Raw genomic sequence first — 24,757 nt, forward strand, 5'->3', positions numbered from 1 at the left:
GTCCTCACGATCGCGAGGCGCGCCGGTGCGCGCCAGGATTTCGTGCTGCGCAGTTGCACCTATCACCGAATGTGCAATGATCCTGAAATTGAACAACTTTAACCGGCTGCGAACGCGGGCGACTTTGTCGTGGCGGTCCGTTTTTTTTCAGTCGCACTCCAGCATGCAGGGACTTCGAACAGCTTAGACACCCCAGGAAGGGAATGTGATCATGCGTAGACTTCTTGCGTACCTGACGATCGCTTCGTTCTTCTCAACTTCAGCCTTTGCAGATCCCGCCATCTTGACTGCAAATGTGAACTTCAGGGTGGGCCCGGGAACCGGATTTGACGCCATGCGCGTGATCCCCCAGGGCGAGGAAGTCGACATCAAGGAATGCGACGCAGAAGCCTCCTGGTGTGCCGTGAGTTATGCCGGGGCAAATGGCTTTGTTGCCGGCAAGTATCTCAACCAGTCCGATGCCACCGCGCCGGCCTGGCCAAGGATGTTCAACACCGAAAAAGGCGCGACGATCACGCTCTTCCAGCCGCAGATCACGTCCTGGAAGGATTTCAAGGAGCTCGAAGCCCTTGTCGCGACCGAGCTCAAACCGTCCGCCGACGCCAAGCCGATCTATGGGATCATCGGGCTTTCGGCCAAGACTGTGGCCGACGAGGCGACGGAGAATGTTACGCTGACGGATGTTCGCACCACGCAGCTCGATTTCTCCGCACTGGACCGACAGCAGCTCGCTGACCTCGCGCTCGACATCGGCAAGCTTGTCCCGACCGATCCGATCGTCGTGTCGCAGCAACGCCTGGCGGCAAGCCTTGCGGACTTCCAACGCCTCGCCGATATCCCCGATATCAAGGCCGATCCGCCGCCGATCTTTGTCAGTGAGACGCCGGCCATCCTGGTGCAGACGGACGGCAAGCCGGTGACGGCTCCGGTCAAGGGCGTTGAGGGCCTCTCCTTCGTGGTCAATACGAATTGGGACCTCTTCAAGGTGGATCAGGCGGCAGACTACTATCTGCGGAGCGAAAAGAACTGGCTGACAACAAAGACCTTGGAGAGCGGTTGGGTTGAAGCGGCATCGGTGCCGGACGTCTTTTCCAAGCTACCGGAAATCGACAACTGGAAAGGGGTAAAGGCCTCTCTTCCGCCCACGCCCTTCAGCGATAACCAGGTTCCGAAAGTTTTCTATTCGGAGAAGCCGGCGGAGCTTCTGATCTTTGAAGGAAAACCGGCCCTCGAACCGATCGCGGGCACCGGGCTGGATTGGATTTCCAATACGAGCAGTTCGGTGTTTTTCCATCGGGCCAGCAAGACGTGGTACACACTTGTTTCCGGACGGTGGTTTTCTTCAACGTCACTCGAAGGTCCCTGGACCTTTGCCACGCCTGACCTGCCCGATGATTTCGTAAACCTGCCCGACGACGCCTCCTACTCGGCTGTGCGCGCGTCGATCCCCGGCACGTCCGAAAGCGCAATGGCGCGTCTGCGGGCGAGCATTCCGAAGCTCGCGCGGGTTTCGACGGATGGATCGCTGAAGGTGGACGTCCACTACAATGGCGAGCCGAAGTTCGAGCCGATCGAAGGCACGTCCATGTTCTATGCCGTCAATGCCAACGAGCAGGTCATCAAGGTCGCGGACAAGTATTTCGTCTTGAAGGACGGCATCTGGTTCGTCGGCGATACGCCGACCGGGCCCTTCGCCGTTGCGCGCGCCGTTGCCGATGAGATCTACACGATCCCATCGTCGTCTCCGGTCTATAACGCGACCTATGTCCGCATCTACGATACGGAACCGGATGCCATCTGGTACGGCTATACGCTCGGCTATCTCTATACCTACCTTGCCTGGGATACAGTCGTCTGGGGCTCGGGATGGTATTATCCGCCCTATTGGGACTATTACGACGACGATTGGCCCTATTATCCGCCGCCGATCAGCTACGGGTTCGGCGCCTCGTACAACCCGGCCTATGGCACTTTCGGGCGCTATGGCTACGCCTATGGCCCGGAAAGGGGCCTGGTCTTCGGCGCAGCCTATAACCCCGTCACGGGGACACGGTTCCGCGGCGGCGCGGTGGCGGGTCCCGGTGGCGAGCGCGGTTTCATTTCTGCCTACAATCCACGCACGGGCAACGCGATGGTCGCGCGGGGCGGGCAGAATGTTTACGGCTCCTGGGGCAGTGTAGCCGTCAAGCACGGCGGAGAGTTCGCGCGCATCAGCGGCGGATCAACCGGGAGTGCCGGCGGCCTGCGCTGGCGCAACTCGGAAGGCGACAAGGGCTTTATCGCCGGCAGCAAGGGCGGTGACGTTTATGCCGGCCGCGATGGCAGCGTCTATCGCCGTCAGGACGGCCAATGGCAGAAGCATACGCCGGATGGCTGGCAACCGGTTCAGAGGCCGGACGGGGAGAACCTGCGCAATGCCGCCCAAGGCGCGGCATCCAACCGGCCCCAAGCCACGCAGCGTATCCAGAACCGTGCTGAAACGAGGCCCGCACCGCGCCGCAACCAGCAGGTTCGCCAACGGGCGCCGGATCATCTGTCCTTCGACCGTGCCGGACGGCAATTCGGCAACCAGAACGAACTGAGCCGCAATTATGGGCGGCTTTACCAAGAGTCCGGCCGGAACTTCCAGAGCTTTGACCGTGGTCGCGGCGGCTACAGCGGCGGCGGCTTCCAGGGTGGCAACCGCGGCGGCTTCCACGGAGGTGGTGGTCGCGGCGGTGGAGCTGCTTTCCGCGGCGGCGGTGGCGGACGTGGTGGTGGTGGCGGCGGCCGCGGTCGCTGAGAAAACCGGGCCGCTCGGGCGAACTTTCCCGAGCGGCCGCGTTACAAGGCGTGGCAAAAGGTGTGCGGGGTCGCCGCTCCTTCGGCCGAAAAGCTTGGCGTGATCATCGGGCCGTCTGCCGCTGTGACGCCGGCCTTGGTGGCACGCCGGACCGGCCGGTCGAACCTTAAGCCGAGATGCTGACAGGTGCTTGCCGCATCAACCGTCCGACCAGAAGCGCTCTTTGTTGAAGCTTTTGTTTTCCTTACCGGCCTGGGACGCCCGCTTTAGAACGCGCGGTGTATCGTCGGCGCTTGCCACCGAGAGCTCCAGGTTCGCCGGAAGTGCCAGACGCTCAAGCTCCTTGGCCGGCGCAAGCGCCCACTTGAAGAGTGCGGCGTCGCGAATTGTCCACTCGGCATTTGTAGGCGACGGGCCGGTGAGGCTGCTTTCGCCTGCAGCTGGATGGCGCATCATGCCCACGCCAAGCGCAACCTTGAACGACGAGGAGGGAATGAAAGCCGAGACGTTTGTGGGTAGCGCCCGCTCGGGCGTGGGGACGGGCGTCACGGTCGCGGCGGTAGCCGTGGCGCGCAGCGTCGGCAGCGGCACGGTGATCGCCGCAAGGTCGAAGAACGGCGACTTTTCGGCTGCTTCCTTCCGCATGGTCTGAAGCTCGAGGGCTTCTTCACCGCGGCTCTTGCGCGTGGGAAGCATCGCGGTCAACAGCGTGTTGCCGGCCGGTTCTCCGCCCTTCAGTTTGGCTGGGCCGGCGCTGTTTGCAGCGACGATCGAGGTGGCCTTGACCCGTCGCTTGTAGTCGGCCATCGCCTGGTCATACCCCGGCAAAGCCCCGCCGCTTGCCGGAAGGTGGAGTGTCTGCCCCTTGGGGAATATACGCGCGAGTTCCTGGCGCGACATGCGCGGCCACGCCCGTACGTTTCCGACGTCGAGATGTACGAAGGGAGATCCTGACGTCGGGTAGTATCCCACGCCGCCGACCTGCATCTGCATGGCGACTTCCCGCAGCCGGGTGAGCTTCACGCCCGGAATATAGAAGTCCATCGCCTTTCCCAGCATGTGCTGGCTGTTCTTGGCGACCCCGGTGCTGCGGGAGCGGCCGCGCAGCATGCTGTTGGTGGCGGGTGAGCGGTAAGCCGAGACGACGTTGATATAGTCCTTCCCACCGGCGCGCTGATAGACCTCCCAGACAAGATCGAGAAGACGCGGGTCCATACGGGCGGGCTCGTTCCTGCGCCAGTCGCGCAGGAAACGGTTGATCTGCGCGAGCCCCTTCTGGTCGTATTTGCCGTCCCGCTTGAAGGTGATCGTCGCGCGTTCACCGGTGTGCGTGAAGAACAGTTTCAGCGACCGGACTTCCGCCGACGACGCCGTGCTGGTGAAAGTCATGGCGGATGCTGCAAGGGCGGTGATGGCGGCCGCTCGAGCGGCCCACCGGGCAATACGCTTCACGCCTCTGACGATGGCAGGCGAGGCAGGCTCTGGATACGCAGTTACAGGATACTCAGACACAGCGGCTTCCGATTCAATCGAGGTACAATCCACCGGCGGCAACGGCCGGCGGCTCGGCTCTTCGACGGAGATTATGGTCAACAAAGGATTAAGAAGCGGTTGATGCCATCCGACGTGCGTCCTCGGTGGTGAATTTCCGCGAGGTGCATGGATTTCAGGGCCTCGGCTTGCCCTTACGTGAAGGTGTTGGCTCTTGTTTTCCTCAATCTATACATTAGTTACCATGAATGGATTGGTCGGTTGCACCGCGGTACTTGCATAGCCAAGGTGTCCCATGAAAAGCACGAAAGACGTCATCGCCGAACTGACCCGCGCCGCGCGCGACGTTCACATGCTGACGGAGGGCGAAAAGCTCCGTCTTGTCTCCCGGGCCTATGTCGCGATCAAGGAAGGTTGGGAGCTGCTCGGGCAGCCCAATCGCCTCAGCGAGTCTGCCGAAACGATGGACATCATCCGCGCCGGCGGCATGCCGGTATATCTCTATGACGATGAGATGCGGGCAATCCTCCAGGAGGCCGTCAAGGTCATCAGGCAGATCGAAGCGGCGATGGAAGCGAAGAACACCCCGGCACCCACATCCGGCGAAGATGGCAACCAAGGGTCGTGAATGGGCCCGAAGCAGTTCGAACATTGTTGTCCGCCGTCAATCCGCGCGGCGACGTTTTGACTGGCTGGATCGACCAGATCGCCACGTCGGGGATCTGATCCGTTGGCGCGCTACATCGCAATTCGATCGGACGTCAGGATCAGAATGATCGCCGGGCCAGCCAGGAAGGCTGCGAGGAAAAGTGCCGACAGGATCGAGCGTATGAGGAAGCGCAGCAGGGGCCCGCGGGTCATCGAGCGGCCCTATGCTCATGGCGCGAACTAACAGTTTTCAATCCCGACCCGGGAGGGCACTCCACTTGTGACGTCGTCATGCTCCCTGCCTTTCCGATTCGTTGAAGGCCGCGCCTATCACTGCTGATACGAGCGAGGTCGGCTCGATGCGTGTGCTAGCTCTGAACGATTGCAGCAGTGTTACGTTCGACTGCCCCGTGGTTTCCGTAATGCTGCTGTAATTCTTGCGGCAGATTCGAAAGGTCGAAGCCATGGGGTGCCGATGCGGATACTACTGATCGAAGATGAGAGGGAGCTGGCGGCGGCACTGGCTGTGGCGCTCAGCAAATATGGCATCGTCATCGACCATACGACCCATCTCGCCGATGCAGCCGAACTTGCGCGTCAGAATGACTACGGCGCTATTCTTCTCGACCGCCGCCTGCCCGACGGTGAAGGGCTGAGCTTCATCCCGCAATTGCGCCGCATTGGCCAAGACGCGCCGATCATCGTCCTGACGGCACGCAACGAGCCGATGGAACGGGTTGAAGGTCTCGACACCGGGGCGGACGACTATCTCGGCAAACCCTTTCTCGTCGAAGAACTGATGGCGCGCCTGCGCGCCGTGTTGCGCCGTCCGGCTGCGCTTGCTGAGCTTCAGATCAAGGTGGGACGAATGGCGCTCGATCCGCTGAACCTCACCGTGACCGTCGATGACGTGAAGCTTGACGTCCCAAGGCGCGAACTCTTTGTGCTCCAGGCCCTTGCGAGGCGCCGGGACAAAACCGTTCTCCGCTCGACCCTCGAAGCAGCGGTCTACAACTACGAAGAAGAGATCCAGTCGAACGCGATCGACGCCCACATTTCAAGGCTGCGCAAGCGCCTGGCGGATGCTGGGGCCGGAGTTTCGATTCACAACATCCGTGGGGTCGGTTACCTCCTGAAGGAAGAGTGATGGGTCAGACGACAGGACGCAATCCGTCGCTCTGGTGGCGGCTCAGCTGGCAATTGAGCCTCGTCATCATCGCCGTCGTTGCCTCGGTGATCATCGGGCTCTGCATCTGGGCAACCACGATCATGTCGCCGAACACGGCCATGGAGGGGACGGTCGTCTCGGTCGTGTCCCGTGCCGTAGGCCGCGGAAGCGATGGTCAACTGCAGCTTTCCGAGACCCATGACCTGACGACGCTCAAGGCGCAAAACAGCGCATTGTGGTTCGTAGTCGCCACCACCAGCGGTGCCTTCGCGTCCTATGGATCCGTTCCGCCCGCCTATGCCGCGCTGCCCTCGGTAATCCACCTGTTCGACGAAGCGGATATCAGGGGGGCCGCAACCACTGGCGAGATTGCGACGATCGAAAACGCGAAGACGCCGGCTGGCGAAGTCCGGATTCTGTTTGGCGGCGTGGCGGACAAGGGTTGGGGTGCCCTGGCTCTCTTGGCGAAGGCCTATCCAATCTACCTGTCTTTGATCGCCAGTGCCCTCCCGGCGATTTTTCTTGCCGTTCCTCACATCGTCGGGCGTGCTCTCGCGACGGTGAGCGAGGTTGCCGACGAAGCATCGCGGATCGATCCGCGCCGCCACGGGACGCGCCTTCCGCTCGCAGGAATCCCGAACGAAGTCGCCCCGGTTCTGATCGCATTCAACGGCGCACTTGAGCGCCTCGAGGACGAGTCCAGAAAGCGGCGGCGCTTCCTGATCGATGCGGCCCACGAACTGCGAACCCCCATTGCGATCATGCAGACGCGCATCGATGGCATGCCTGATGGCCGGGAGAGAACGCGCCTGATGGATGATGTCGCCCGGCTCGCAGAAGCGGCAGAGCAGCTTCTGGACTTCGAGCGCAACGACCAGGCGCTCGTTCTGGACGAGCCGATGGATCTGGTTGACATCGCGCGATCGGCGGTTGCCGATCTCGCTCCGTTGGCGATAGGGGCTGGCTATCAGGTGTCTTTCCACAGTGACGTGGAGACGCTTGCGCGAAAGGGCAACCCACCTGCCGTGTTGCGCGCGGTCACAAACCTCGTCCGAAATGCGATCGATCACGGTGGCAATTCGGGCATGATTGCCGTCTTGGTCTCAAGCGATGGGCGCGTGGAAGTTTCCGACGAAGGACCGGGCATACCTGCCGAGCATCAGGAACTCGTCTTTGAACCCTTTTACAGGGTTTCTCCCAAGGACACGGGCGCGGGTCTTGGTTTGAGCCTTGTAAAACAGGTGGCTTCAAACCACGGGGGGCGTGTCAGTCTCACGAGTTCAGCGAGCGGAACCAAGGTGGTCGTCCACCTCTGACCGCGAGAGGCGTGGATTTAGGTCGCGGTCACCGCCGCGCCCATGCTTGAAGGGTTTTCGAGACACCATCCCTTCGGTGTCAGCTCTAACCTGCTTGTAATTCTGTAGCAATTGTCCATCCCCAAGGTCGCCGTTGCATGTCAACGGAGATCATTAAACGTGCTAAAAGAATATTTTATTCAATCGCTTGCCTGGGTTTCTTCATCGCTCGTCCCGGCCGGCGCGGTGGCGCTGGCAGGGCTACTCTCGGCAACCCTGGTCGGATGCCAATCGGTTCCATTGAAGGAGGCGGGGACTTTGACCTCCTATGGCAAGCTCGGTCCGTCGAAAGGCATGGTGGCCAAGAAACGCCTCTACGTTGATGGACAACGTCTGGTCGACGTAAAAACCGTCCGCATCGCACCAACGACGTTTTCCTTTGCAGCCGCCTCCAAGATCAAGTCCGATGCCGATCGCGATTTGGTTTCGAACGCTCTCGATCGGGCGCTCTGCGTCGCGCTCAGCGACAGGTACCAGATGGTTCCTGCCAATCAGCCTGCTGATCTGACGGTTCGCTCCGTGATCGCCGATATTGTCCCGACAGACAAGGCGCTCGCAGGGGTTTCCACGGCCATCACCATTGGTACGGGGTTCGTCCTGCCCGTCAGCGTGCCGCGATTGCCTGTCGGCCTGGGAGGCTTGGCTGTAGAGGCCGAAGCGGTCGATGCCAGCGGTCTGCAAAGTGCCGCCATGCTTTGGGCGCGTGGTGCAAATTCGATCCTCGACAAGCCCCGTGTTTCGGAAGTTGGCGACGCCTATAGCTTTTCGACGAAATTCGCCGACGCGTTTTCGCAGGTGCTGATTTCCGGCAAGGAGCCGAAGGCATTGAATATCTCGCTGCCGACCCGGCAACGCACGCAGTCCTGGTTGGGTGGCAAACCCAAATATGCCGCATGCGATACCTTCGGTCGGGCACCGGGCCTCGTCGGCGCGATAGCAGCCAAATACGGCGCGCCGCCTCAATGGACCGACAAGAAACCAAAAGCTGCGGCGCAACAAGCGTTCAACTCTCCTATTGCGCGATAGCTTGCGGTTGGCGATCCTTATTTCACCCCGCCTTGGGCAAGCCCGCTCACGAGGTAGCGTTGCATGAACAGCGCGACCAGATAGACGGGCGCGATGCCTGCCAGGGAGGCGGCTGCCATCTGGCCGAAATTCACCAGACGGTCGCCCTGGAAGAGCGAGATGCCCACCGGCAAGGTCCGCGTGGCGTCGGAGAAGGTGAAGGCGGAAGCAAACAGGAACTCGTTGTAGGACAAGACCGTGACGATGATGAAGGTCGCGACGATGCCGGGCGCGATGATCGGCACGACGATCTGCAGCAGCGTGCGAAATGGACCGGCGCCGTCCATCGCCGCTGCCTGTTCGATCTCGATCGGCATCCGGCGCAGGAACGGCATCAGCAGCCAGAAGGCGACCGGCACGTTGGCGAAACCATAAACGAGAATCAGGCCGGCGCGCGTATCGAGCAGTCCGGTTGTCTTCAGCAGAAAAAACAGCGGGATCAGCGCTACGATCGGCGGCGCCATGTAGCTCGACAGCGTTACGTCCGACAGCCATTTGCCACCGATCTTCAGCCGCAGGACGGCATAGGCCGACGGCAGCGCCAGCGCGATGGTGACGAGGCCCGAAACCAGCGACACGATCACGGAATTCAGGATGAAACCGAGGATGTTGGCCGCGTCGAAGGCCGCCGGCCAGTTGGCGAGCGTCGGTATCGTCGGCCAGAAGCGTCCGTTGAGCACGTCGTCCTTCGTCTTGAAGGAAACCGCGATGAGATAGAGGAAAGGCAAGGCAAAGTAGCTGACGACCGGCGCTGTCGCAAGGCCGAGCCACAGATGTCGCGCGGCAGGTCTCACAGCTCTCGCCTTTCGAAGTGCTGGTGCAGCCGTACGACGGGCAAGGTCACAAGCCCGATGACAAGCGCATAGATCATCGTTTCGGCCGCGGCGCGGCCGACGTCGAACTGTTCGATCGCCCGCCGATAGATGGCAAAGCCGGCCGATGTCGTCGCAAAGCCCGGTCCGCCGAAGGTCAGGATGTAGATGAGGTCGAAGAGCTTGAACGACAAAATGAGCTTCAGCAGATAGATCGACGAAAGCGGTGCTGCGACCAGCGGAAGTGTGATGTGCCAGAAGCGCTGCCAGCCATTGGCCCCGTCCACCAGCGCTGCCTCGTGAACGCTGTCGGGTACCGTGGAAAGAGCCGCAAAGCAGAGAATGACGATGAATGGCGTCCATTGCCAGAGGTCGGCGGCGCCGATCGCCAGCCAGGCGAGCGTCGGGTGACCAAGAAAGGAAATCGGCTCGGAGATAAAGCCATAGGTGATCAGGGTACCGTTCAGGAGCCCGCCTGCCGGCGCGAAGATCAGCTTCCAAGCGATGCCGACCATGACCGGCGGGGTCATCAGTGGCAGCAGAACGAGGCTCATCAAAAAGCGGCCGGCCTTCAACAGGGAAGTGAAAAGCAGCGCGATCAGGAAGCCGAGCGCAAGCTGCACCAGCGAGGTGGCAAGTGCATAGGCGACGCTTCTGCCGATGGCCGCGAGGAAGATCGGATCCTGAAGCGCCGTTGCGAAGTGCTTGATGCCGACGAAGCCGCCGAACGGCTTTCCAAGCGTGCTCTTGCTGAAGGCAAGCGCCAGCAGAAAGACAGTCGGGTAGAGCGTCGTGACGATCAGCGCGACGAGGACCGGTGCGATCCAGGCCAACCGTGCGAGACGCGCCCAAAAGGCGTGGCCGCGCCCGGCAACACCCGCCGCGCCGGCGGGTTCCAGCACCTCGACGGCAAAGGTGGTCATGCGGCCTCGGCCAGATCCGGGCGTGTCGGCCCGCTGCCGGCCCGGGTGGCCAGCAACATGTCCTCGATATCGTCGAGGTCGCTGGGCGTGAGCGCAAGGGTTGCGGCATCGATCCAACCGTCGATCTGCAGCGGTTCGCGCGCGCCGATGATGGCACCGGTGACGCCGGGCCAGGAAATCGCCCAGGCCGCAGCGATCGCAGCGACGGTCGTTTCGTGTCGCGCGGCAATCGGCCTCAAGCCTTCGGCAAAGGCCAGGTTGCGGTGAAGCGCTTCGCCCGAAAATTCCTCGTCGCGCGATCGCCAATCGTCGTGCGGAAGGGCCCGGGCGCGCGCCGGCGTAAAGGCGCCGGTGAGCAGGCCTGATTGCAGTGGGCTGTAGGCGATGACGCCGCTGCCATGCGCCTGCACCCACGGCAGGTCTGCTCTGGCGAACTGGCGCTTGATTGCCGAAAAGGGCGGTTGCACCACATCGACGGGCGCCACCGTTGCCGCGCGCTCCAGAAGCGCCCGATCGTGGTTCGAAAGCCCGATGGCCCGTACCTTACCCTCTTTCTTCAACTCCGCAAAAGTCGCCCAGTATTCCTCGACCGGCGTGCCGTCATTGGCAGGCCAGTGCACCTGGTAGACGTCGATGACATCAACGCCGAGCCGCTTCAGGGAAGCCTCCAGCTCGCGGCGAATGGATTGGGCATTGCCGATGCGGGCGGGAAGGGCGTTGCGGTTGTCCGGGTCCCAGATCAGCCCGGCCTTGGTGAAGATCAACGGACGTTGGGAGCGTGGGATGGTCGAAAGCGCCTCGCGCACGATCTGTTCGGAATGGCCGAGGCCATAGACGGGCGCCGTGTCGATCCAGTTGATGCCGCGCTCGACCGCATGACGGATGGCGGCGATCGACCGGGTATCGTCCTGACTTCCCCATCCCCAGCCCCAATCGGGGCCACCGATGGCCCAGGCGCCGAAGCCAACGGGCGTGATGTCGAAATCGGTTCGGCCGAGCCTGCGTTTCGGCAAGGATCTTGCGCTCATGGTCTTTTGCCTCGTTTCAAAAAAAGTGGCGGGGCGGCGCCGGGAGGAAGCGCCACCCCGCAAGCAATCAGCCGTTGGTCTCGATGATTTCGGTCCAGGCCTGGTGGGCATCGGCGATCGCCTGTTCCGCGCTTTTGGTGCCGGCGAGCGCCAGGGCCAGTTCGTCGGTCAGCGCATTTTCGAGTTTTGGCGCATAGACGGCGGTCGGCCAGGCAAGGCTGTTTTCCAATGCGCCATCATCGAGCAGCGGTTGCACCAACGGCTGGAAGTCTCTGAAAATCTTAGATTTCAAGCCAGACTGGCGGTCCGGGTCGATGCCCGAGCCGGTGAGCGCCAGAAGCTCCTGGTGGTAGTCCTTGCCGGTCGCAAGCTTGATCAGGTCCCAGGCGACGTCCTTGTTTTTCGATCCGCTGGTGATCGCAAAACCGAAGCCGGCATTGAAGGCGAGGCGGGGTGTTTTGTTGCTGCCGCCGACGGGAATGCGCGTCACCCCCCACTTGTCGACGATCTTCGAGCCCTTGGGGTCCTGTGCATAGCCGCCGAGATCGGTCCAGAAGTCGATCTGTGCAGCCTTGCCGTTGAGAAACGCGGGCAGCCCTTCTTCGAAGCGGGTTTCAAGTGGGGTCGGCAGCGCATGGGGAGCCGACGCAAGCAGCGACTTCAGGGCTTCGACGGCCTCGGTGCTGTCGAGCGCCGAGGTGCCGTCCGCCTTCAAGAAGTTGCCGCCGAAGCCGGTGAGCCGGTTGGCATAGGTGGAAAGAATGATGACCGGGATCTTCGCGCCCAGAACCGCAGCACCATAGATGCCGTTCTTCTTTTCCGCCTCGGTGATCACCCTGGCGTTCTCGTTGTATTCGTCCCAGGTTGCCGGCGCCTTCAGGCCGTAGCGATCAAACAGCTCGCGGTTATAGAACAACAGATGGCTGTCGCCGTCATAGGGCAGGCCATAGCGACGGCCGTCATGCAGCGTGTACTGGTCGTAGATCGTCTGGATGAAGTCTTCCGGCTGGATCTCGGCCTTGTCACGCTCGATGAGATCGGTCACGTCCTCGATCACGCCATCTTCGGCGAGCTGACCCTTGTAGGTATAGAAATAGTCGATGACGTCGAACTGGTTGGCGCCCGACTGCACGTCCAGCGTCGCCTTGACGCTGACCTGGTCGTAGGGCACCGCCGTGACGTTGACCTTGGCTCCGGTCAGTCTTTCGAAATCTTCGGCAATTTTCTTGCCCGTGACGACATGCGGCTGGATGATCAGGAGATTGACCGTGCGGCCGGCATATTTGTTGCCGGACGCAAGGGCCGTCGAGGAGGCAAGTGGCGCGATGAAGGGCAGGGCGCCGGCAGCCGCGAGCGATTTCAGCACGCTGCGGCGGCGATAGGCCTGGCCGAAAATGGAACTGGACATGAGATCCTCCGTCGAAATCTGGGCTGGCCAGCGTTGTCATTCGTTGTGGGCGGAACGGGTCCGGCGCACGTGTTGTTGCCAGCATCATGCGTGAGAATCCTGGGCTCATACACATATAGTCTATGTATTTTATGTAGTATTGCGGAATGATTTTGCTTCTCTCTCCCCCCGGCCGGAGTAGGAATTTCCTCAAGCGATTGTTTCTGATCCGCCGGAGCCGGGACGAAAGCCGTCCCGGTCCATCCGGTTGTGCACAGATGGTGAGTGCGATCCGCTCGATATATGTCCGATGATCAGTCAGCCTTGCCAGTGGCCGCACGTTGGGCTTTCAATCCGAGCAGAATTCCGAGGGACGGCAGGATGCCCGCTACGAGCAGGTTGGTGCCGAGATCGAACTGATCGACAATGCGACCGCCGGCAAAGGATCCGGCGGCAATGGCGATATTGAAGATTGCGACGAACAGCGCCGTTGCGACTTCGATGTCGGAGGGTGCCGACTTCATCATCCAGGTTTGCAATGAGACCGAGACGCCGCCATAGGCGATGCCCCACAAGATGAGGACGACCGCACCGCCAAGAGCGGAGTTTCCGAAGAGAGCAAAGCCGAAGAGGACAGCAGCAAGGGCACCGGCAATGCACAGCAAGGTCGCGCCGGTACGCCTGGCGGCGACAGGGCCAGCAACAAAGTTTCCGCCAATACCAGCGGCTCCATAGGCAAACAGCATGAGCCCGACCCATTGTGTGCCGATGCCCGAAACAAATTCCAGAAGCGGACGTATGAAGGTGTAGGCCATGAAATGCCCCGCAACGAACAGGAACGTGATCGCCAAACCAAGCTGGATCCGGCGGTTCAAGAGCTGATGGCCAAACTGGCTGAGCCGGACGGACTGGTGGACGGGCAGCGCAGGCAACGCACAGAGATTGACCACAAGCACGATCGCACAAAAGACCGCCATCGCGGCAAACGCGAAGCGCCAGCCCGCCGCGTCACCGATCATGGCTCCGACCGGAACGCCAAGAACCGACGCTGCTGCAACGCCGCCGAAAATGATCGCCGTTGCGACACCGATCGATCGGCCCGGAACCAGCCGTAGCGCAAGGCCTCCGGCAACGGCCCAGATGCCGCCCATGCAAAGGCCGACAATGATACGCGCCGCCAGGAGCAAACCGATCGTACTGGCCAGCGCCGAAATGATGTTTGCAACAACCAGCAGCAAGAGAAGGGTGGTCAGGATGCGCCTTCTGTCGATCCTGCCGGCCAAGAGTACCACGGTGGGCGCAAAGAGCGCGGCAAGCAACGCCGGCAGCGAGAGCGTCAAACCGGCGGTCCCCATCGACGTTTGAAGGTCGTCTGCGATCGGCGTCATTAACCCAACGGGCAGCATCTCCGTCGTCACGACGCAAAAGGTCGACAGGCCGGCGGCATAGACCGGTAGCCAATTCTCCCGGTCAGGGCCTCCCTTCCTTTGGAGTCCGTCGGTTTCTTCCTGGAGTTTCATCTAATTGCCTCTTTCATTCTGGGGCGAGGCACGTTGTGGCGCCCAGCCAATCCTTCATGTCCCGTTGCCGGGACGTTGCGAGGCATTCTTTACTGTTTCCGATATTCAGATAAACTTCGGCCTTATGGAAACAAAAGGGACGAATCGTCCCCAATAGGATCTTGCGATGCTGGACCATCTCGGCGATGTGCGCGCCTTTGTTCGTGTCGCCGATGACCAGAGCTTCACCCTGGCGGCGGAACGGCTCGGCCTCTCCCGTTCCGCGGTCGGGAAATGTGTCGCACGTCTTGAAGACAATATGGCAACGCGGCTGATCCATAGAACAACGCGTAGCGTCAGCCTCACCGAGGAGGGCCAGCTCTTCTACGAGCATGCGATCAGGATCCTGTCAGAAGTGGACGACGCGGAGTTCGCCTTGGCACAACGGCACCAGGCCCCAAGAGGGCGCCTTCGCATCGATGTGCCGATCGCCCTCGGTAGGCTGCACATTCTGCCCTTTCTCCAGCGCTTCCTGAACCGTTGGCCCGAGGTGGAAGCGGAGGTTTCGTTTTCGGATGAGTATCGCGACATCGTCGGCGACGGAATCGACGTTGCCGTTCGTATCGGCGGGCCCACCGACAGTCGCCTCGTGCGGCGGGTCCTGGCCTCTCATCGGCTCATAACCTGCGCTGCGCCGGAGTATTTAAAGCGGCGCGGAACGCCGCGCACCATCGACGAACTGACGCGCCACGACAGGATCGGGTTCAAGCACGCAGGCGGACCGGTACCGTGGCATTACAGGGTCGGCGGCGGAGACCGGGACGTCGGTGTTCAGGGAAACTTGCGTCTCGGAAACACCGAGGCCATTCGCGACGCTTGCCTCGCCGGAACGGGCCTTGCGCAACTCGGCGCCTTCCTGGTGGGCCGCGACATCAGGGAAGGCAGGCTTGTCCCCCTGCTCGAAGAATTCGAACGCGACGAGCCGCCTGTTTGCGTCGTCTATCCGACACGAAAGCACGTTTCTCCAAAGGTCCGCCTTTTTATTGAGGCCATCCGAGCGGAATGGGCGGCCGGTGCGCCCTGGGCGTAGCCCGGCGCGCCCTCATGCCTTCGGCTGTGCTACTCGCAACTTGTGGGGCGCGATCACGCGCACTACCTGTGAGGCGTGAAGAGCGGCGGCCGCAACGGCATGTCCTTGAGGTGATGATGAAACTGCCCCCGCAAGCTGGAGCCCCGCCTGCGAGCAATCCCGACGTGTTCGACGCATCCTGCTCGGCTCGGCATGCGCTCGAACTGATATCGACGAAATGGGCGATCCTCATCATGTCGGCGCTCGCGGCGGGCCCGATGCGCAATGGCGCGTTGCTGCGCAAGATCGAGGGCATTTCGCAAAAGATGCTGACCCAGACGTTGAAGGACCTCGAGCGCAACGGGTTGGTGCAGCGTCACGATCACCAGACGAACCCGCCCCATGTCGAGTACAGTCTGAGCTCAGTCGGCCTGTCTCTCAGCGAAACGCTCATCAGCCTCGACCGATGGGCGGAGCGGAACTTTCCGGAGCTTGATTACTTCAGGGAGCAATACGATGCGGCCGCGAGCGAGGCAAAGGCGGCCAGGCGGCGGAAGGTCCGCCTGGCCTAGCCGAAAGATATTGCGCGCACGCAAGACGGCTCACGCCCAGACGCGACCTGATCGCGGCGTGTCGATCTGGTAGTCGGAGGTGTGAGCGCTGAAGAAGTTCCGACCGAACACGCGTGCCCGTCCGATCGGGTCACTCGGATCGCGGCAAATATCTGTGCGTGCGTTGCCATGGCCATGAACGACGCCGACGAAGGTCGAACGCGTATAGCGGCTGAATTCCTGGAACTGATGCTGCGGGCTGGACGAAACGGTGGGGTAGGTCTCTTCTGAGCTGAGGACGAGGCCGATCCGTTTTCCAGTCATCTGCGCGACAACGGACGCCGATTGTGGATGCGACGCGGCCACGTAGCAGAACATTCGATCGAAGAACGCCTTCAACTGCGCAGAGACGCCATACCAATAGATCGGGCTTGCGGCGACAAAACCGTCAGCGGGAAGGTAGGAGCTAAAGAACGCCCGCCGGAAACCGTCGTCGATCGCGCATTCGCCATCGGGCATACGACATTGGCGACAGTCTCTAAGCAGCGCCGACAGGACGTCGTCGACGTGAACGGTCTCGACCTCGTGGCCCGCCTCAAGCAGGCCATCGGCCACCGCTTTCGCCATCGTCGTGGAGTTTCCATCGCGCCGCGGGCTGGAGCAGAGAACCATTGCCTTCATCGATATCTTCCTCAAGCAGCGGACAACCTGGAAAGGGAAACTCCAGGGCTTGGCTGCAGGCCTATCGGGGGCAGAGGCCACCTACAAGTACGCACCTTGGGGTGCCTATGTTGCGGGTGCTTTCGCTCTTTCGCTATTCGGTTCGGGCCGCGACGGCCAGTTCGGCACATGCCGGGTAGAGGCGCTTGCTGGTGACAAGGGATCGCGGCCGTGGCCTTGGGCCCACGTGGCAAATCGACCGGAGCAGGCTGCAACAGCGCGCGCAGTCGTGTCGGCAGAGCGTCTTTTCAGTTCAGCAGGTCTACAGCCGTTTGGGCATGGGTGTTGTCCGGCGGTCAAGGTGTGGTGGAGAGCACGCTCGAGATCCCGAATGATGGCTCGTCACGAGAGCCGCTGCTGCACAGGTCGGGATCGCAAGGGGATCCGGACCGTTTGCATGCCATGACCCTACGGCTGTGGAGGGATGCCGTGCCGATGGCCAATACTTGGCGAAGCGGCTTTCTGATCGAGTTGCGGCCCGCAATGCAGCTGACACCGGAGGTTTATTCTTGACCGATGCATAGCTGGATGGCTATGTATCGTGCTTAGCCATTTGGTATGGGGCTCCGCGCCCATCACGGTGGATCCGACCCTGAACGAACTGACGGAACAGTCGAGGTCCGGGATGTCTGAGAAGAAAGTCGGAAAGAACGCACCGAAAGCCGCTTCCCTTGCGCCACGCTCAAAGATCGGACGCAAGACGCCGCCGACAAAATCGGCCGATGGCGTCGTCCTTCTAACCGGCGGCAATCCGCAGATCGCAAAGGGCTACGGAAATGCGCCGGTGCAGCAGTACATCGCTGCGATGCCGGGGTGGAAAAGCGATCTAGGCAAGCGGCTGGACCGGCTGGTCGTCAAGACCGTTCCCGGCGTCGAAAAAGCGGTCAAGTGGAACTCTCCCTTTTATGGCGTGGAAAAGGATGTCTGGTTCCTCAGTTTTCATTGCATGACGAAATACGTGAAGGTCGCTTTCTTCCGCGGGGCGCAATTCAGCCCCTTACCTCCCGGCACGTCAAAACAGCCGGATGTTCGTTATCTCGACATCTATGAGACGGACGAACTCGACGAGGCGCAGTTCATGGATTGGGTCAAGCAGGCCAGCGAACTGCCGGGCGAGAAGATGTAAAGCGTCGCCGCAGATCCTTCGCCGCCGGGAATGGCCGGGCCAACGGATGTCAGCGGCCACGGCGGCGTACGGCCGCGGCCCTGCCTCCCCACAAGCTGCTTCTCAATCGGCATTGCCCACCATGAGTATCTTCATGACGGCGGCCATTGCCGGGTCGGTGCCATCGGCATAGTCGGCAAAGCTAGTGGAGCGCGCGACGTCTGGCTGAAGGGGACCTGCCGGGACGTCGTAGACGTAATTCAGCAGGAAACAGGTCCTGATCTCCGACAGGCTGCAACCGTGTTCCCAGTCGTGATAGGCCGTCGAGTAACGGATGGTGATCTTCGAGTTCGGCAGAACCGTGCGGCCGCCTTCGCCCCAAAACTGCAGCCGGTCTCCTATCGGCTCGCCGACAAGTACCGTGCGCGGGCCGCCGAAGTACTTCAGTCGCGCCGCCGTGCTGATCGCGGCCGAAAACGTGTTCGCGCTGGTCAGCACAAACAGCCGTCCCTCCGGCGGCAGGATGGCCGGGAGCCTTCGCGAGAAATCGGCGGTCAGTTCGTAATTGCCGCCATTGTTGAACCGCAGGTCGACGACTGCATTGCGTATCGGTTTTTTCTCAGCTTCGTCCAGCACCTTGGCGAGCCCCTGCGACAGGCCCTCCGGCGTCGCATCTCTGATGCGGTTGATCTGGATGTAGAGAAGATCGGGCAAGGGATAGTGGTGCCAGACATTGGCGTCGGGGCGCGTGAGATAGGCCGGTAGCGTGACATCGTCGAGCACGTGCCGCCACCCGGCGCCGCGACCGGTCTGTGACAAGGGACTGAAATCGCGTCGTGGCCAGACATGGGCGTTCAAGGGTTCCGGCGCACCGGACGTGGCGACAAGAGCGATCTGCGCAGCGCTTCCATCCGCGCGACGGATGAAATAGGCGGTTTCCTGCGGGCTTTCGGCAAGGCCGGCGGCATGGAGCAATTCCGGCGAAATCGCGACATTCGGGACGAATTCCTTGGCGAGATTGGCGGGGCCGCCGAAATAGGGCCGAAGCGCATCGACAAAGGCCTCCGTCGCTCTTCCATTTACCTCAAGGATCTCTCCGCCCAAAAGGTGCGATTGCTCGCCTGTCGTGGCGATCACAAACAGGCCGTCGGCAAACCAGCCAAGCCGGATGGGAACCGCATTGAAGCTGTGGCCGCCGACGAGGCCGACCACGCTGGTGTGCCCATTGTCGGCGAGCGCGACCGCTTTTGCAGCCGCGATCGCCAGACCGGCGCGGTCGAGATCACCAGCCCGTTGTTCGATCACTTCGAGGGCATCGGCAAACGCGACCTGGGCGGTCGGCGAGAAGCTGCGGTCGACCTCGATCAGGCGCCGCAGATGGGCAAGGTCCTGCCTGTTGCGCTCCAGTTGCAAGGTCGCGGCCGGAAAGTCGCTTCGGGGATAGCTCTTCAGCGTCGGATAGAGAATAGCCGCAAGCGGCGCGACCAGCAGGAAAAGCAAGGCAGCAAGCGCGATCGATGCAATCCGAACGCCGCGCCGCCGCCAAAACCTGTTGCCCCTCGGCGCCGGACCTTCCTTGCCGATTTGTGTCTCGTTTCCCATCGATTGCGGCCCCCAACAGCGCCCCTCTTCAAGGCGCGATCCATCCCCACATTCAGCGCTCCAGCCAGGGCCGGCGATATTCCTTCAGCATCGCGCCCGAGCCCTGTTCGGGCCCGCAGCAATGACGGAGGTCGGACGATCGGCAAGACAAGACGTAGGAACGGCAGCACGACAATTCCATGCTCGCCGCCGGGGAAAATCAGAAGGCCGGTTCGGTCCCGTATTCGTCGTGGCGCCGGTTCCAAACGTAGGGTTCGGTCTGTGGCCATCCCGCGGGAGACACTTCCCATGTTTCCTGGCGACCGTAGGGCGTCAGGTCCAGATACGTCCACATGCTGCCGAGATACTCGACGCCACGCGCACCGTTGAAATAGGTGCGGTAGATATCGTCGCCGTCCCTGAGGAAAACGCTGACGCCATGACGCTCGCTGGTCCTGGTCGGGTCATCCGGGTCGGCGACCGTGGCCCCCATGTCGTGGTTGAAGTCGCTCGCCATGGACGAGTACCAGACCGGGTGCTGCCACTGCATCCGGGCCTGATATTTCTGCAGCTTCTCGAGCGGCGCGCGCGAGATCAGCACGATGGACGTATCGCGTGCGTTGAGATGCGCCGGGTGGGTCATCGCGTCCACGACCCAGGAACAGCCGTCGCAGCCCGCCTTCCATCCGGGCGCGAACATGAAGTGATAGACGATCAGTTGCCGCCGACCATCGAAGAGGTCGGCAAGGCTTAACGTGCCCGTGGGGCCTTCGAACGAATAGTCCTTGTCGATCCTGACCATCGGCAAGCGCCGTCGCTCGGCGCTCAAGTCATCGCGTGCGCGGGTGAGGGCTTTCTCCCTGGCAATCTGTTGTTCGATTGCGGCTTGCCACTCATCAATTGAAACTATCTTAGGCAACATTCTCAATGATCTCCCTTTTTTGGGCAACTTGCGTGGGGGCATCGTTGCAACGCTGAACTCCGATCGGCGACGTCCAGCCAACCGGCTCGGTTCGATTGCTCCCGAAAAGCTCTCAATCCGATCTTACCTGCGCGGTCTCCGTCCCATCTGGCGTCAATATGTTGTAAAACAATAACATGTCAAGCGAGCGGGAAGAAGTCTTGGTTTTCTCGGCATTGGCCCATCCACGCCGGCGGGCCATGCTCGATCGCCTCAAGGGCGAGGCGCAGACCACCGGCATGCTCTGCGCCGCCCTTTTCAGACATGGATCGCTGTACCATCATGCAGCATCTGAAGGTGCTGGAAGAGGCCGACCTGATCATCGTCAGCCGGGCAGGAGAGCGCTGGAACTATCTCAATGCGCTGCCGATCAAGCGCATTCACGGCCGCTGGATCAGTGAACATGCCGCCCACCCGGTGACCATTCTCGACAGACTGAAACCCGGTATGCCCGAGGTGCGTGCGGCCCTTCGTTCGGGCCTGCGCTATGCCGCCGAAGAGATCATGGCGCGCGACAAAAACCAGCAGAAACTGACGCCGGCAAAGGTCGCGCTCGAGCTCGGTATTTCCGTGCGCCAGCTGCATGTCCTGGTCGAACACGCGGAATTGACCTTCGCTCGCACGCTGGCATCGATGCGGATTTCGCAGGCACGGCGGCTTCGCGTCGAGCGGCCCGCCTTGCCCGTCACCGAGGTTGCCTATGCCTGCGGATTCGATAGTCTTGCAACGTTTTACCGACTTTTCACGGGCGCTTACGGGATGGCGCCGGGTGAATTCCGGGCGGCAGGCTCGCTCCATTAGTCCCGGGCGGAAGCCTGCCTTGACGTAAGGCCGGCCTCGGCGTCGGATCAATCCGGTTGCCAAAAAGCCATAATTGCTTCACCTAGATCCCTCTTCGACACTCGGCATTAAGAATTGGGTCAACGCTGAATGCGCATTTCATACGTCTTCCTTGGTGCATTTCTTGCAATCGCGCCGTCCGCCTATGCAGACGTTGCCTCGCCTCCTGTTCTGGAGCCGCTGAAGCAGCAGGCACAGGCCGCACAGTTGAGCGCAAAATTTCTGACGCGCTACAGCTACAAGCCCGTTCCGCTAGACGACGCCCTGTCGGCCAAGATCATGGACAGCTTCATCGAGTCCCTCGATCCGGATCGTGGGCTCTTCCTGCAGGCCGACATCGACAGTTTCAAACCTGACCGCAACGAGATCGACGACGCCATCAAGAAGAAGGACCTGAAGATCCCGTTTGCGATCTTCAACGTCTATGGAAAGCGTGTCGTCGACCGCATGAACTACGCGCGCGAACTGCTGAAGCAGGACTTCGATTTCACGAAGCAGGAGGATTATTCCCTGTCGCGCGAGAAGGCGCCCTGGCCGCAGTCGGAAGCCGAGAGCAACGAGCTGTGGCGCAAGCGCGTGAAAAGCGACTGGCTGCGCTTGAAGCTCAGTGGCAAGACTGATGCGGCCATTCGCGAAACGCTCGACAAGCGCTATGCAAACGCGCTCGAGCGTGCCTCCAAGTACAAGAGTGACGACGTCTTCCAGTCGTTCATGAACGCCTACACGACGTCGGTCGATCCGCACACGGATTACTTTGGCGCCCGCGCTTCGGCCGATTTCGATATCGCCATGAAGCTCTCGCTGGTTGGAATCGGCGCGGTACTGCAGGAACGCGACGACTACACGACGATCCGCGAGCTCGTGCCTGGTGGGCCGGCGCAGCTGTCCGGCAAGCTTGCGGTCGGAGACCGCATCACCGGCGTTGGGCAGGGTCACGACGGCCCGATAAAGGAAGTGGTCGGCACGCGCATCGATGAAGTCGTGCAGTTGATCCGCGGGAAGAAGGGGTCGGTCGTGCGCCTCGACGTTCTGCCGGCCGATGCGGGAGCAGACGCCGCCCATCGCATCGTCACCCTCGTGCGCGACAAGATCAGCCTCGAAAAGCAGGCGGCGCAGAAGAGCGTTCTGTCTGTGAAGGCGGGCGATACCACCCGCAAGATCGGGGTGATCACTCTTCCGGCCTTCTATGAGGATTTCGAAGCCCGGCGCAAAAGAGAGCAGGATTATCGCAGCGCGAGCCGCGACGTCGCAAAGCTTCTCGAAGAGCTGAAGCAGGAACAGGTCGACAGCGTTCTGATCGACGTTCGCAACAATGGCGGCGGTTCGCTGGACCAGGCGATTGCCCTGACCGGCCTGTTCATCGGCTCTGGACCGGTCGTTCAGCAACGCAGTGGCGACGGCAAGGTCGTGGTGACAAGCTCGGAGTTTCCTGAGCCTCTCTGGTCAGGGCCTGTCGGTGTTTTGATCAATCGCGGGTCGGCTTCGGCCTCTGAGATTTTTGCTGCGGCCATCCAGGACTACGGCCGCGGTGTCGTCATCGGCGAGCCCAGCTTCGGTAAGGGCACGGTTCAAACCGTCGTCGACCTCGACCAGATGGTCCGCAACAGCAAGCCTGCGTTTGGAGAACTCAAGGTGACGATCGCCCAGTTCTTCCGGGTCAATGGCGGCACTACGCAGCTGCACGGCGTAACGCCCGATATCAGTCTGCCGGGGCTTTCCGACCCGACGCGCTTTGGCGAGACGAGCTATGATAACGCCCTGCCGTGGTCAGAGATCAAGCCTGCGGATTATACGCCGGCCGATACCGTCACGGCGCTGCTGCCGGCACTGCAGGACCGCCATAATGCGCGCATTGCAAGCGACCCCGATTTCCAGCGCCTCCTCGAAGACATCGCCGACATCAAGGCGCAACGCGAAAAAGGCGTTGTCTCCCTCAACGAAGCCGAACGTCGCAAGGAAATGAAGGATCGCGAAAATCGTCTTAAGGCTCGAGCCCAGGGAAGCGATGGCGAGGATACCGGTGAGGACGATGGATTGAATGCGGATGAACGCAGCCTGAGTGCCGATATCGCAATGGAAAACGCCCGCAAGAACGCAAAGGACGTTCTGCTTGCTGAGGCGACCGCCATTCTGGCCGATGAGGCGGATTTGCAGGAAGGTGGATTGAAGGCAGCCACGCAGCCACCGGCAAGCGCCACCGGAAACTAGTCTGCTCGGCCGATGCGCGGGTACTTGAGGAAAGGTCGACAAAGCACTCCTTTGTCGACCTTTTTTGTTTCCCGCGCTCAGCGCAGACGTACAAGCCTATAAAATATCGTTGGCGTCGCTGAGCTGCGAGTAAATGGAGTATGCGCTCAGGAACAGAATGCTGAATAGGATTATCGCGCTAAAAAACATAAAAAGGTACTTCAATGTACTCAGCGTAAAATCACCGTACATCCTTGTCCTATTGTTCTTTTGCAGGAACATTACGCTGTCAGAGACCTGATTTTTCCCGGATATTGAATTCAAATGGTAGTCAGCGCGTTTGAGCTGAATTCGTAATGTTTTCACAAGGTGCAGGACCCCAATCGGCGCTCGTCTTTGACAACGAGGGTTCTGGGCGAATGACATGCAATGAGAAGACAAACAGCCATAGAAGGGGCGTGGCAGGGGGGCGGGGAATCGCAAGAATAGTGTCGATCATGCTCACTCTTGGGGGATGTACGACCGTTCCCTTGAAGGAAGCAGGAACGCTTACCTCCTACAGCAACCTCAGTGCTCCGAAGGGGAAGTTCGAGAAGAAGAGAGTCTATTTCCGCAAGGATGGCCTGAAGGAAGTCAAAACGGTGAGCATCGCGCCGACGTCTCTGGCCCCGCCTGCGCTGCAGCGTGTCGAGAAGCAGAAGGACCGCCTGCTGGTAACGAACGCGATTGACCGCGCGATCTGCATCACCATGAGCGAAAAATATCGGATCGTCCCGTTCGGTACGCCCGCAGATCTGACGGTCCGAACGGTTGTTACGGACATTGTCCCGACCGAGCCGTCCGTCGCTGGTGCCGCCAAGGCGATTTCCATCGGCAGTTCGCTTGCCTTGCCGGTCGGCATACCACGACTGCCCTTCGGGCTCGGCGGGCTGGCCGTCGAAGCGGAGGCCGTCGATCGAACCGGCAAACAAACGGCGGCGATCGTTTGGTCGAAGGGCGCGAACTCGTTTACGAGTGAAGCGCGCGTTTCGCAGGTTGGTGACACCTATGACCTGGCCGCGGCTTTCGGCAAGGATTTCTCAAGAATGGTCGTCGCCGGCAAAGAACCTGGAGATTTCGATCTGTACTTGCCGTCCGTTTATGACATTCGCACGTCGCTTGGTGGGAAACCCGGTTCTGCGACCTGTGAGGACTTCGTGCGTGCGCCGGGTGTGGTCGGCATGATCGGCGCCTCCATCGGAGCGCCGCCGTCCTGGACGGACAGGGGAGGCAAGCTCGCCCTCGCGGCAACCGGAACAGCCGTTTCTGCCGAAAAAACAACCCCTTCCATTGGCAGCCGCTGAGGCGGACTACGCTTGTGTCTCGTAACATTGTCGCAAGGTGGCAATGGGATCCAGGCATCGACAAAACGAGAAATAAACCGAGGTCATTTTATGCGTCTTTTCATTGCAGCGGGCCTGCTGATCGTGCTGGCGGGATGCGAAACCGTAGAATACAGAAACCGTTGTGCCGAGTACGGATTCGTGCCGGGAACCGATGCTCATGCTAATTGCGTGCAACGTCTTGATATGTCCGATGAACGCCG

At 61.1% G+C, this 24,757-nt stretch carries 21 protein-coding genes and 1 pseudogene; 12 read left to right on the top strand and 10 right to left on the bottom strand.

The window, feature by feature from the left end; all coding sequences use genetic code 11:
- Window positions 1–211 precede the first annotated feature (211 nt).
- The gene (locus AC3WVQ_RS32145; RefSeq protein ID WP_034798195.1) at window positions 212–2,782 is read left to right on the top strand and encodes an SH3 domain-containing protein; all 2,571 of its coding nucleotides are present in this window, start codon (window positions 212–214) and stop codon (window positions 2,780–2,782) included.
- A gap of 198 nt (window positions 2,783–2,980) precedes the next feature.
- On the opposite strand, the gene AC3WVQ_RS32150 is transcribed toward AC3WVQ_RS32145, so the two are convergent.
- Window positions 2,981–4,171 carry a peptidoglycan L,D-endopeptidase MepK gene (locus tag AC3WVQ_RS32150; RefSeq protein WP_060520306.1) on the bottom strand — a complete coding sequence of 397 codons (1,191 nt, stop codon included), beginning with the start codon at window positions 4,169–4,171 and terminating at the stop codon, window positions 2,981–2,983.
- A 397-nt stretch (window positions 4,172–4,568) separates the two neighbouring features.
- Between AC3WVQ_RS32150 and AC3WVQ_RS32155 the strand changes: the two genes are divergently transcribed.
- Window positions 4,569–4,901, top strand: a complete 333-nt coding sequence (locus AC3WVQ_RS32155; protein WP_034798100.1) for a hypothetical protein — start codon at window positions 4,569–4,571, stop codon at window positions 4,899–4,901.
- Between the two features lie 110 nt (window positions 4,902–5,011).
- Here AC3WVQ_RS32155 and AC3WVQ_RS32160 read toward each other — a convergent pair whose 3' ends face one another.
- Window positions 5,012–5,134, bottom strand: a complete 123-nt coding sequence (locus AC3WVQ_RS32160) for a hypothetical protein (protein ID WP_255382254.1) — start codon at window positions 5,132–5,134, stop codon at window positions 5,012–5,014.
- 262 nt (window positions 5,135–5,396) lie between these two features.
- Here AC3WVQ_RS32160 and AC3WVQ_RS32165 point away from each other — a divergent pair, with 262 nt between their 5' ends.
- From AC3WVQ_RS32165 to AC3WVQ_RS32175, 3 genes are all read left to right on the top strand, one after another.
- Window positions 5,397–6,068, top strand: coding sequence for a response regulator transcription factor (locus AC3WVQ_RS32165; protein ID WP_034798107.1), 672 nt, complete (start codon window positions 5,397–5,399; stop codon window positions 6,066–6,068).
- Window positions 6,068–7,405, top strand: coding sequence for a sensor histidine kinase (locus tag AC3WVQ_RS32170; RefSeq protein ID WP_192444483.1), 1,338 nt, complete (start codon window positions 6,068–6,070; stop codon window positions 7,403–7,405). The genes AC3WVQ_RS32165 and AC3WVQ_RS32170 overlap by 1 nt, the downstream gene beginning before the upstream one ends.
- A 177-nt stretch (window positions 7,406–7,582) precedes the next feature.
- Complete coding sequence (locus AC3WVQ_RS32175; protein ID WP_404526487.1) at window positions 7,583–8,470, top strand: DUF3313 domain-containing protein; 888 nt, start codon at window positions 7,583–7,585, stop codon at window positions 8,468–8,470.
- Window positions 8,471–8,487: 17 nt separating this feature from the next.
- On the opposite strand, the gene AC3WVQ_RS32180 is transcribed toward AC3WVQ_RS32175, so the two are convergent.
- The 5 genes from AC3WVQ_RS32180 to AC3WVQ_RS32200 form a co-directional block, all read right to left on the bottom strand.
- The gene (locus tag AC3WVQ_RS32180) at window positions 8,488–9,303 is read right to left on the bottom strand and encodes an ABC transporter permease subunit (protein WP_192444482.1); all 816 of its coding nucleotides are present in this window, start codon (window positions 9,301–9,303) and stop codon (window positions 8,488–8,490) included.
- Window positions 9,300–10,244 carry a carbohydrate ABC transporter permease gene (locus AC3WVQ_RS32185; protein ID WP_192444481.1) on the bottom strand — a complete coding sequence of 315 codons (945 nt, stop codon included), beginning with the start codon at window positions 10,242–10,244 and terminating at the stop codon, window positions 9,300–9,302. Before AC3WVQ_RS32185 ends, AC3WVQ_RS32180 begins: the two co-directional genes overlap by 4 nt.
- The gene (locus AC3WVQ_RS32190) at window positions 10,241–11,272 is read right to left on the bottom strand and encodes an aldo/keto reductase (protein ID WP_060643668.1); all 1,032 of its coding nucleotides are present in this window, start codon (window positions 11,270–11,272) and stop codon (window positions 10,241–10,243) included. Before AC3WVQ_RS32190 ends, AC3WVQ_RS32185 begins: the two co-directional genes overlap by 4 nt.
- A 67-nt stretch (window positions 11,273–11,339) precedes the next feature.
- Window positions 11,340–12,680: an ABC transporter substrate-binding protein gene (locus tag AC3WVQ_RS32195; RefSeq protein ID WP_192444480.1), complete on the bottom strand. Its 1,341-nt coding sequence runs from the start codon at window positions 12,678–12,680 to the stop codon at window positions 11,340–11,342.
- Window positions 12,681–12,973: 293 nt separating this feature from the next.
- Entirely contained in the window at window positions 12,974–14,179 is a 1,206-nt protein-coding gene (locus tag AC3WVQ_RS32200) for an MFS transporter (RefSeq protein ID WP_112975607.1), read from the bottom strand.
- 166 nt (window positions 14,180–14,345) lie between these two features.
- Here AC3WVQ_RS32200 and AC3WVQ_RS32205 point away from each other — a divergent pair, with 166 nt between their 5' ends.
- Window positions 14,346–15,248 carry a LysR family transcriptional regulator gene (locus AC3WVQ_RS32205; RefSeq protein WP_492383464.1) on the top strand — a complete coding sequence of 301 codons (903 nt, stop codon included), beginning with the start codon at window positions 14,346–14,348 and terminating at the stop codon, window positions 15,246–15,248.
- A gap of 116 nt (window positions 15,249–15,364) precedes the next feature.
- Window positions 15,365–15,799, top strand: coding sequence for a winged helix-turn-helix transcriptional regulator (locus tag AC3WVQ_RS32210; protein WP_051659405.1), 435 nt, complete (start codon window positions 15,365–15,367; stop codon window positions 15,797–15,799).
- 30 nt (window positions 15,800–15,829) lie between these two features.
- On the opposite strand, the gene AC3WVQ_RS32215 is transcribed toward AC3WVQ_RS32210, so the two are convergent.
- Entirely contained in the window at window positions 15,830–16,459 is a 630-nt protein-coding gene (locus AC3WVQ_RS32215) for a flavodoxin family protein (protein ID WP_492383465.1), read from the bottom strand.
- 664 nt (window positions 16,460–17,123) lie between these two features.
- Between AC3WVQ_RS32215 and AC3WVQ_RS32220 the strand changes: the two genes are divergently transcribed.
- Complete coding sequence (locus AC3WVQ_RS32220) at window positions 17,124–17,624, top strand: DUF1801 domain-containing protein (RefSeq protein WP_060643687.1); 501 nt, start codon at window positions 17,124–17,126, stop codon at window positions 17,622–17,624.
- Between the two features lie 102 nt (window positions 17,625–17,726).
- Here AC3WVQ_RS32220 and AC3WVQ_RS32225 read toward each other — a convergent pair whose 3' ends face one another.
- On the bottom strand, window positions 17,727–19,205 hold the full coding sequence (locus AC3WVQ_RS32225) for a hypothetical protein (RefSeq protein ID WP_404526405.1): 1,479 nt from the start codon (window positions 19,203–19,205) through the stop codon (window positions 17,727–17,729).
- Between the two features lie 199 nt (window positions 19,206–19,404).
- Window positions 19,405–20,106 carry a DUF899 domain-containing protein gene (locus AC3WVQ_RS32230; protein ID WP_060520299.1) on the bottom strand — a complete coding sequence of 234 codons (702 nt, stop codon included), beginning with the start codon at window positions 20,104–20,106 and terminating at the stop codon, window positions 19,405–19,407.
- Window positions 20,107–20,282: 176 nt separating this feature from the next.
- Between AC3WVQ_RS32230 and AC3WVQ_RS32235 the strand changes: the two are divergent.
- The 4 genes and pseudogenes from AC3WVQ_RS32235 to AC3WVQ_RS32250 all read left to right on the top strand — a co-directional run.
- Window positions 20,283–20,601, top strand: a pseudogene (locus AC3WVQ_RS32235) (ArsR/SmtB family transcription factor); the annotation flags it as partial.
- A 48-nt stretch (window positions 20,602–20,649) separates the two neighbouring features.
- Window positions 20,650–20,946, top strand: a complete 297-nt coding sequence (locus AC3WVQ_RS32240; protein WP_492383570.1) for a helix-turn-helix transcriptional regulator — start codon at window positions 20,650–20,652, stop codon at window positions 20,944–20,946.
- 129 nt (window positions 20,947–21,075) lie between these two features.
- Complete coding sequence (locus AC3WVQ_RS32245) at window positions 21,076–23,193, top strand: carboxy terminal-processing peptidase (RefSeq protein ID WP_192444477.1); 2,118 nt, start codon at window positions 21,076–21,078, stop codon at window positions 23,191–23,193.
- 476 nt (window positions 23,194–23,669) lie between these two features.
- Window positions 23,670–24,515, top strand: coding sequence for a DUF3313 domain-containing protein (locus AC3WVQ_RS32250; RefSeq protein ID WP_246810364.1), 846 nt, complete (start codon window positions 23,670–23,672; stop codon window positions 24,513–24,515).
- Window positions 24,516–24,757 lie beyond the last annotated feature (242 nt).

It is taken from the genome of Ensifer sp. EB106-05-01-XG146, assembly GCF_058791875.1.

Coding starts and splice junctions, on each gene's coding strand:
- AC3WVQ_RS32215 (WP_492383465.1), bottom strand. CDS start 16,459: ATGAAGGCAATGGTTCTCTGCTCCAGCCCGCGGCGCGATGGAAACTCC.
- AC3WVQ_RS32240 (WP_492383570.1), top strand. CDS start 20,650: ATGGCGCGCGACAAAAACCAGCAGAAACTGACGCCGGCAAAGGTCGCG.
- AC3WVQ_RS32200 (WP_112975607.1), bottom strand. CDS start 14,179: ATGAAACTCCAGGAAGAAACCGACGGACTCCAAAGGAAGGGAGGCCCT.
- AC3WVQ_RS32245 (WP_192444477.1), top strand. CDS start 21,076: ATGCGCATTTCATACGTCTTCCTTGGTGCATTTCTTGCAATCGCGCCG.
- AC3WVQ_RS32185 (WP_192444481.1), bottom strand. CDS start 10,244: ATGACCACCTTTGCCGTCGAGGTGCTGGAACCCGCCGGCGCGGCGGGT.
- AC3WVQ_RS32170 (WP_192444483.1), top strand. CDS start 6,068: ATGGGTCAGACGACAGGACGCAATCCGTCGCTCTGGTGGCGGCTCAGC.
- AC3WVQ_RS32230 (WP_060520299.1), bottom strand. CDS start 20,106: ATGTTGCCTAAGATAGTTTCAATTGATGAGTGGCAAGCCGCAATCGAA.
- AC3WVQ_RS32190 (WP_060643668.1), bottom strand. CDS start 11,272: ATGAGCGCAAGATCCTTGCCGAAACGCAGGCTCGGCCGAACCGATTTC.
- AC3WVQ_RS32210 (WP_051659405.1), top strand. CDS start 15,365: ATGAAACTGCCCCCGCAAGCTGGAGCCCCGCCTGCGAGCAATCCCGAC.
- AC3WVQ_RS32205 (WP_492383464.1), top strand. CDS start 14,346: ATGCTGGACCATCTCGGCGATGTGCGCGCCTTTGTTCGTGTCGCCGAT.
- AC3WVQ_RS32220 (WP_060643687.1), top strand. CDS start 17,124: ATGTCTGAGAAGAAAGTCGGAAAGAACGCACCGAAAGCCGCTTCCCTT.
- AC3WVQ_RS32145 (WP_034798195.1), top strand. CDS start 212: ATGCGTAGACTTCTTGCGTACCTGACGATCGCTTCGTTCTTCTCAACT.
- AC3WVQ_RS32155 (WP_034798100.1), top strand. CDS start 4,569: ATGAAAAGCACGAAAGACGTCATCGCCGAACTGACCCGCGCCGCGCGC.
- AC3WVQ_RS32250 (WP_246810364.1), top strand. CDS start 23,670: ATGCTCACTCTTGGGGGATGTACGACCGTTCCCTTGAAGGAAGCAGGA.
- AC3WVQ_RS32225 (WP_404526405.1), bottom strand. CDS start 19,205: ATGGGAAACGAGACACAAATCGGCAAGGAAGGTCCGGCGCCGAGGGGC.
- AC3WVQ_RS32165 (WP_034798107.1), top strand. CDS start 5,397: ATGCGGATACTACTGATCGAAGATGAGAGGGAGCTGGCGGCGGCACTG.
- AC3WVQ_RS32150 (WP_060520306.1), bottom strand. CDS start 4,171: ATGACTTTCACCAGCACGGCGTCGTCGGCGGAAGTCCGGTCGCTGAAA.
- AC3WVQ_RS32195 (WP_192444480.1), bottom strand. CDS start 12,680: ATGTCCAGTTCCATTTTCGGCCAGGCCTATCGCCGCCGCAGCGTGCTG.
- AC3WVQ_RS32160 (WP_255382254.1), bottom strand. CDS start 5,134: ATGACCCGCGGGCCCCTGCTGCGCTTCCTCATACGCTCGATCCTGTCG.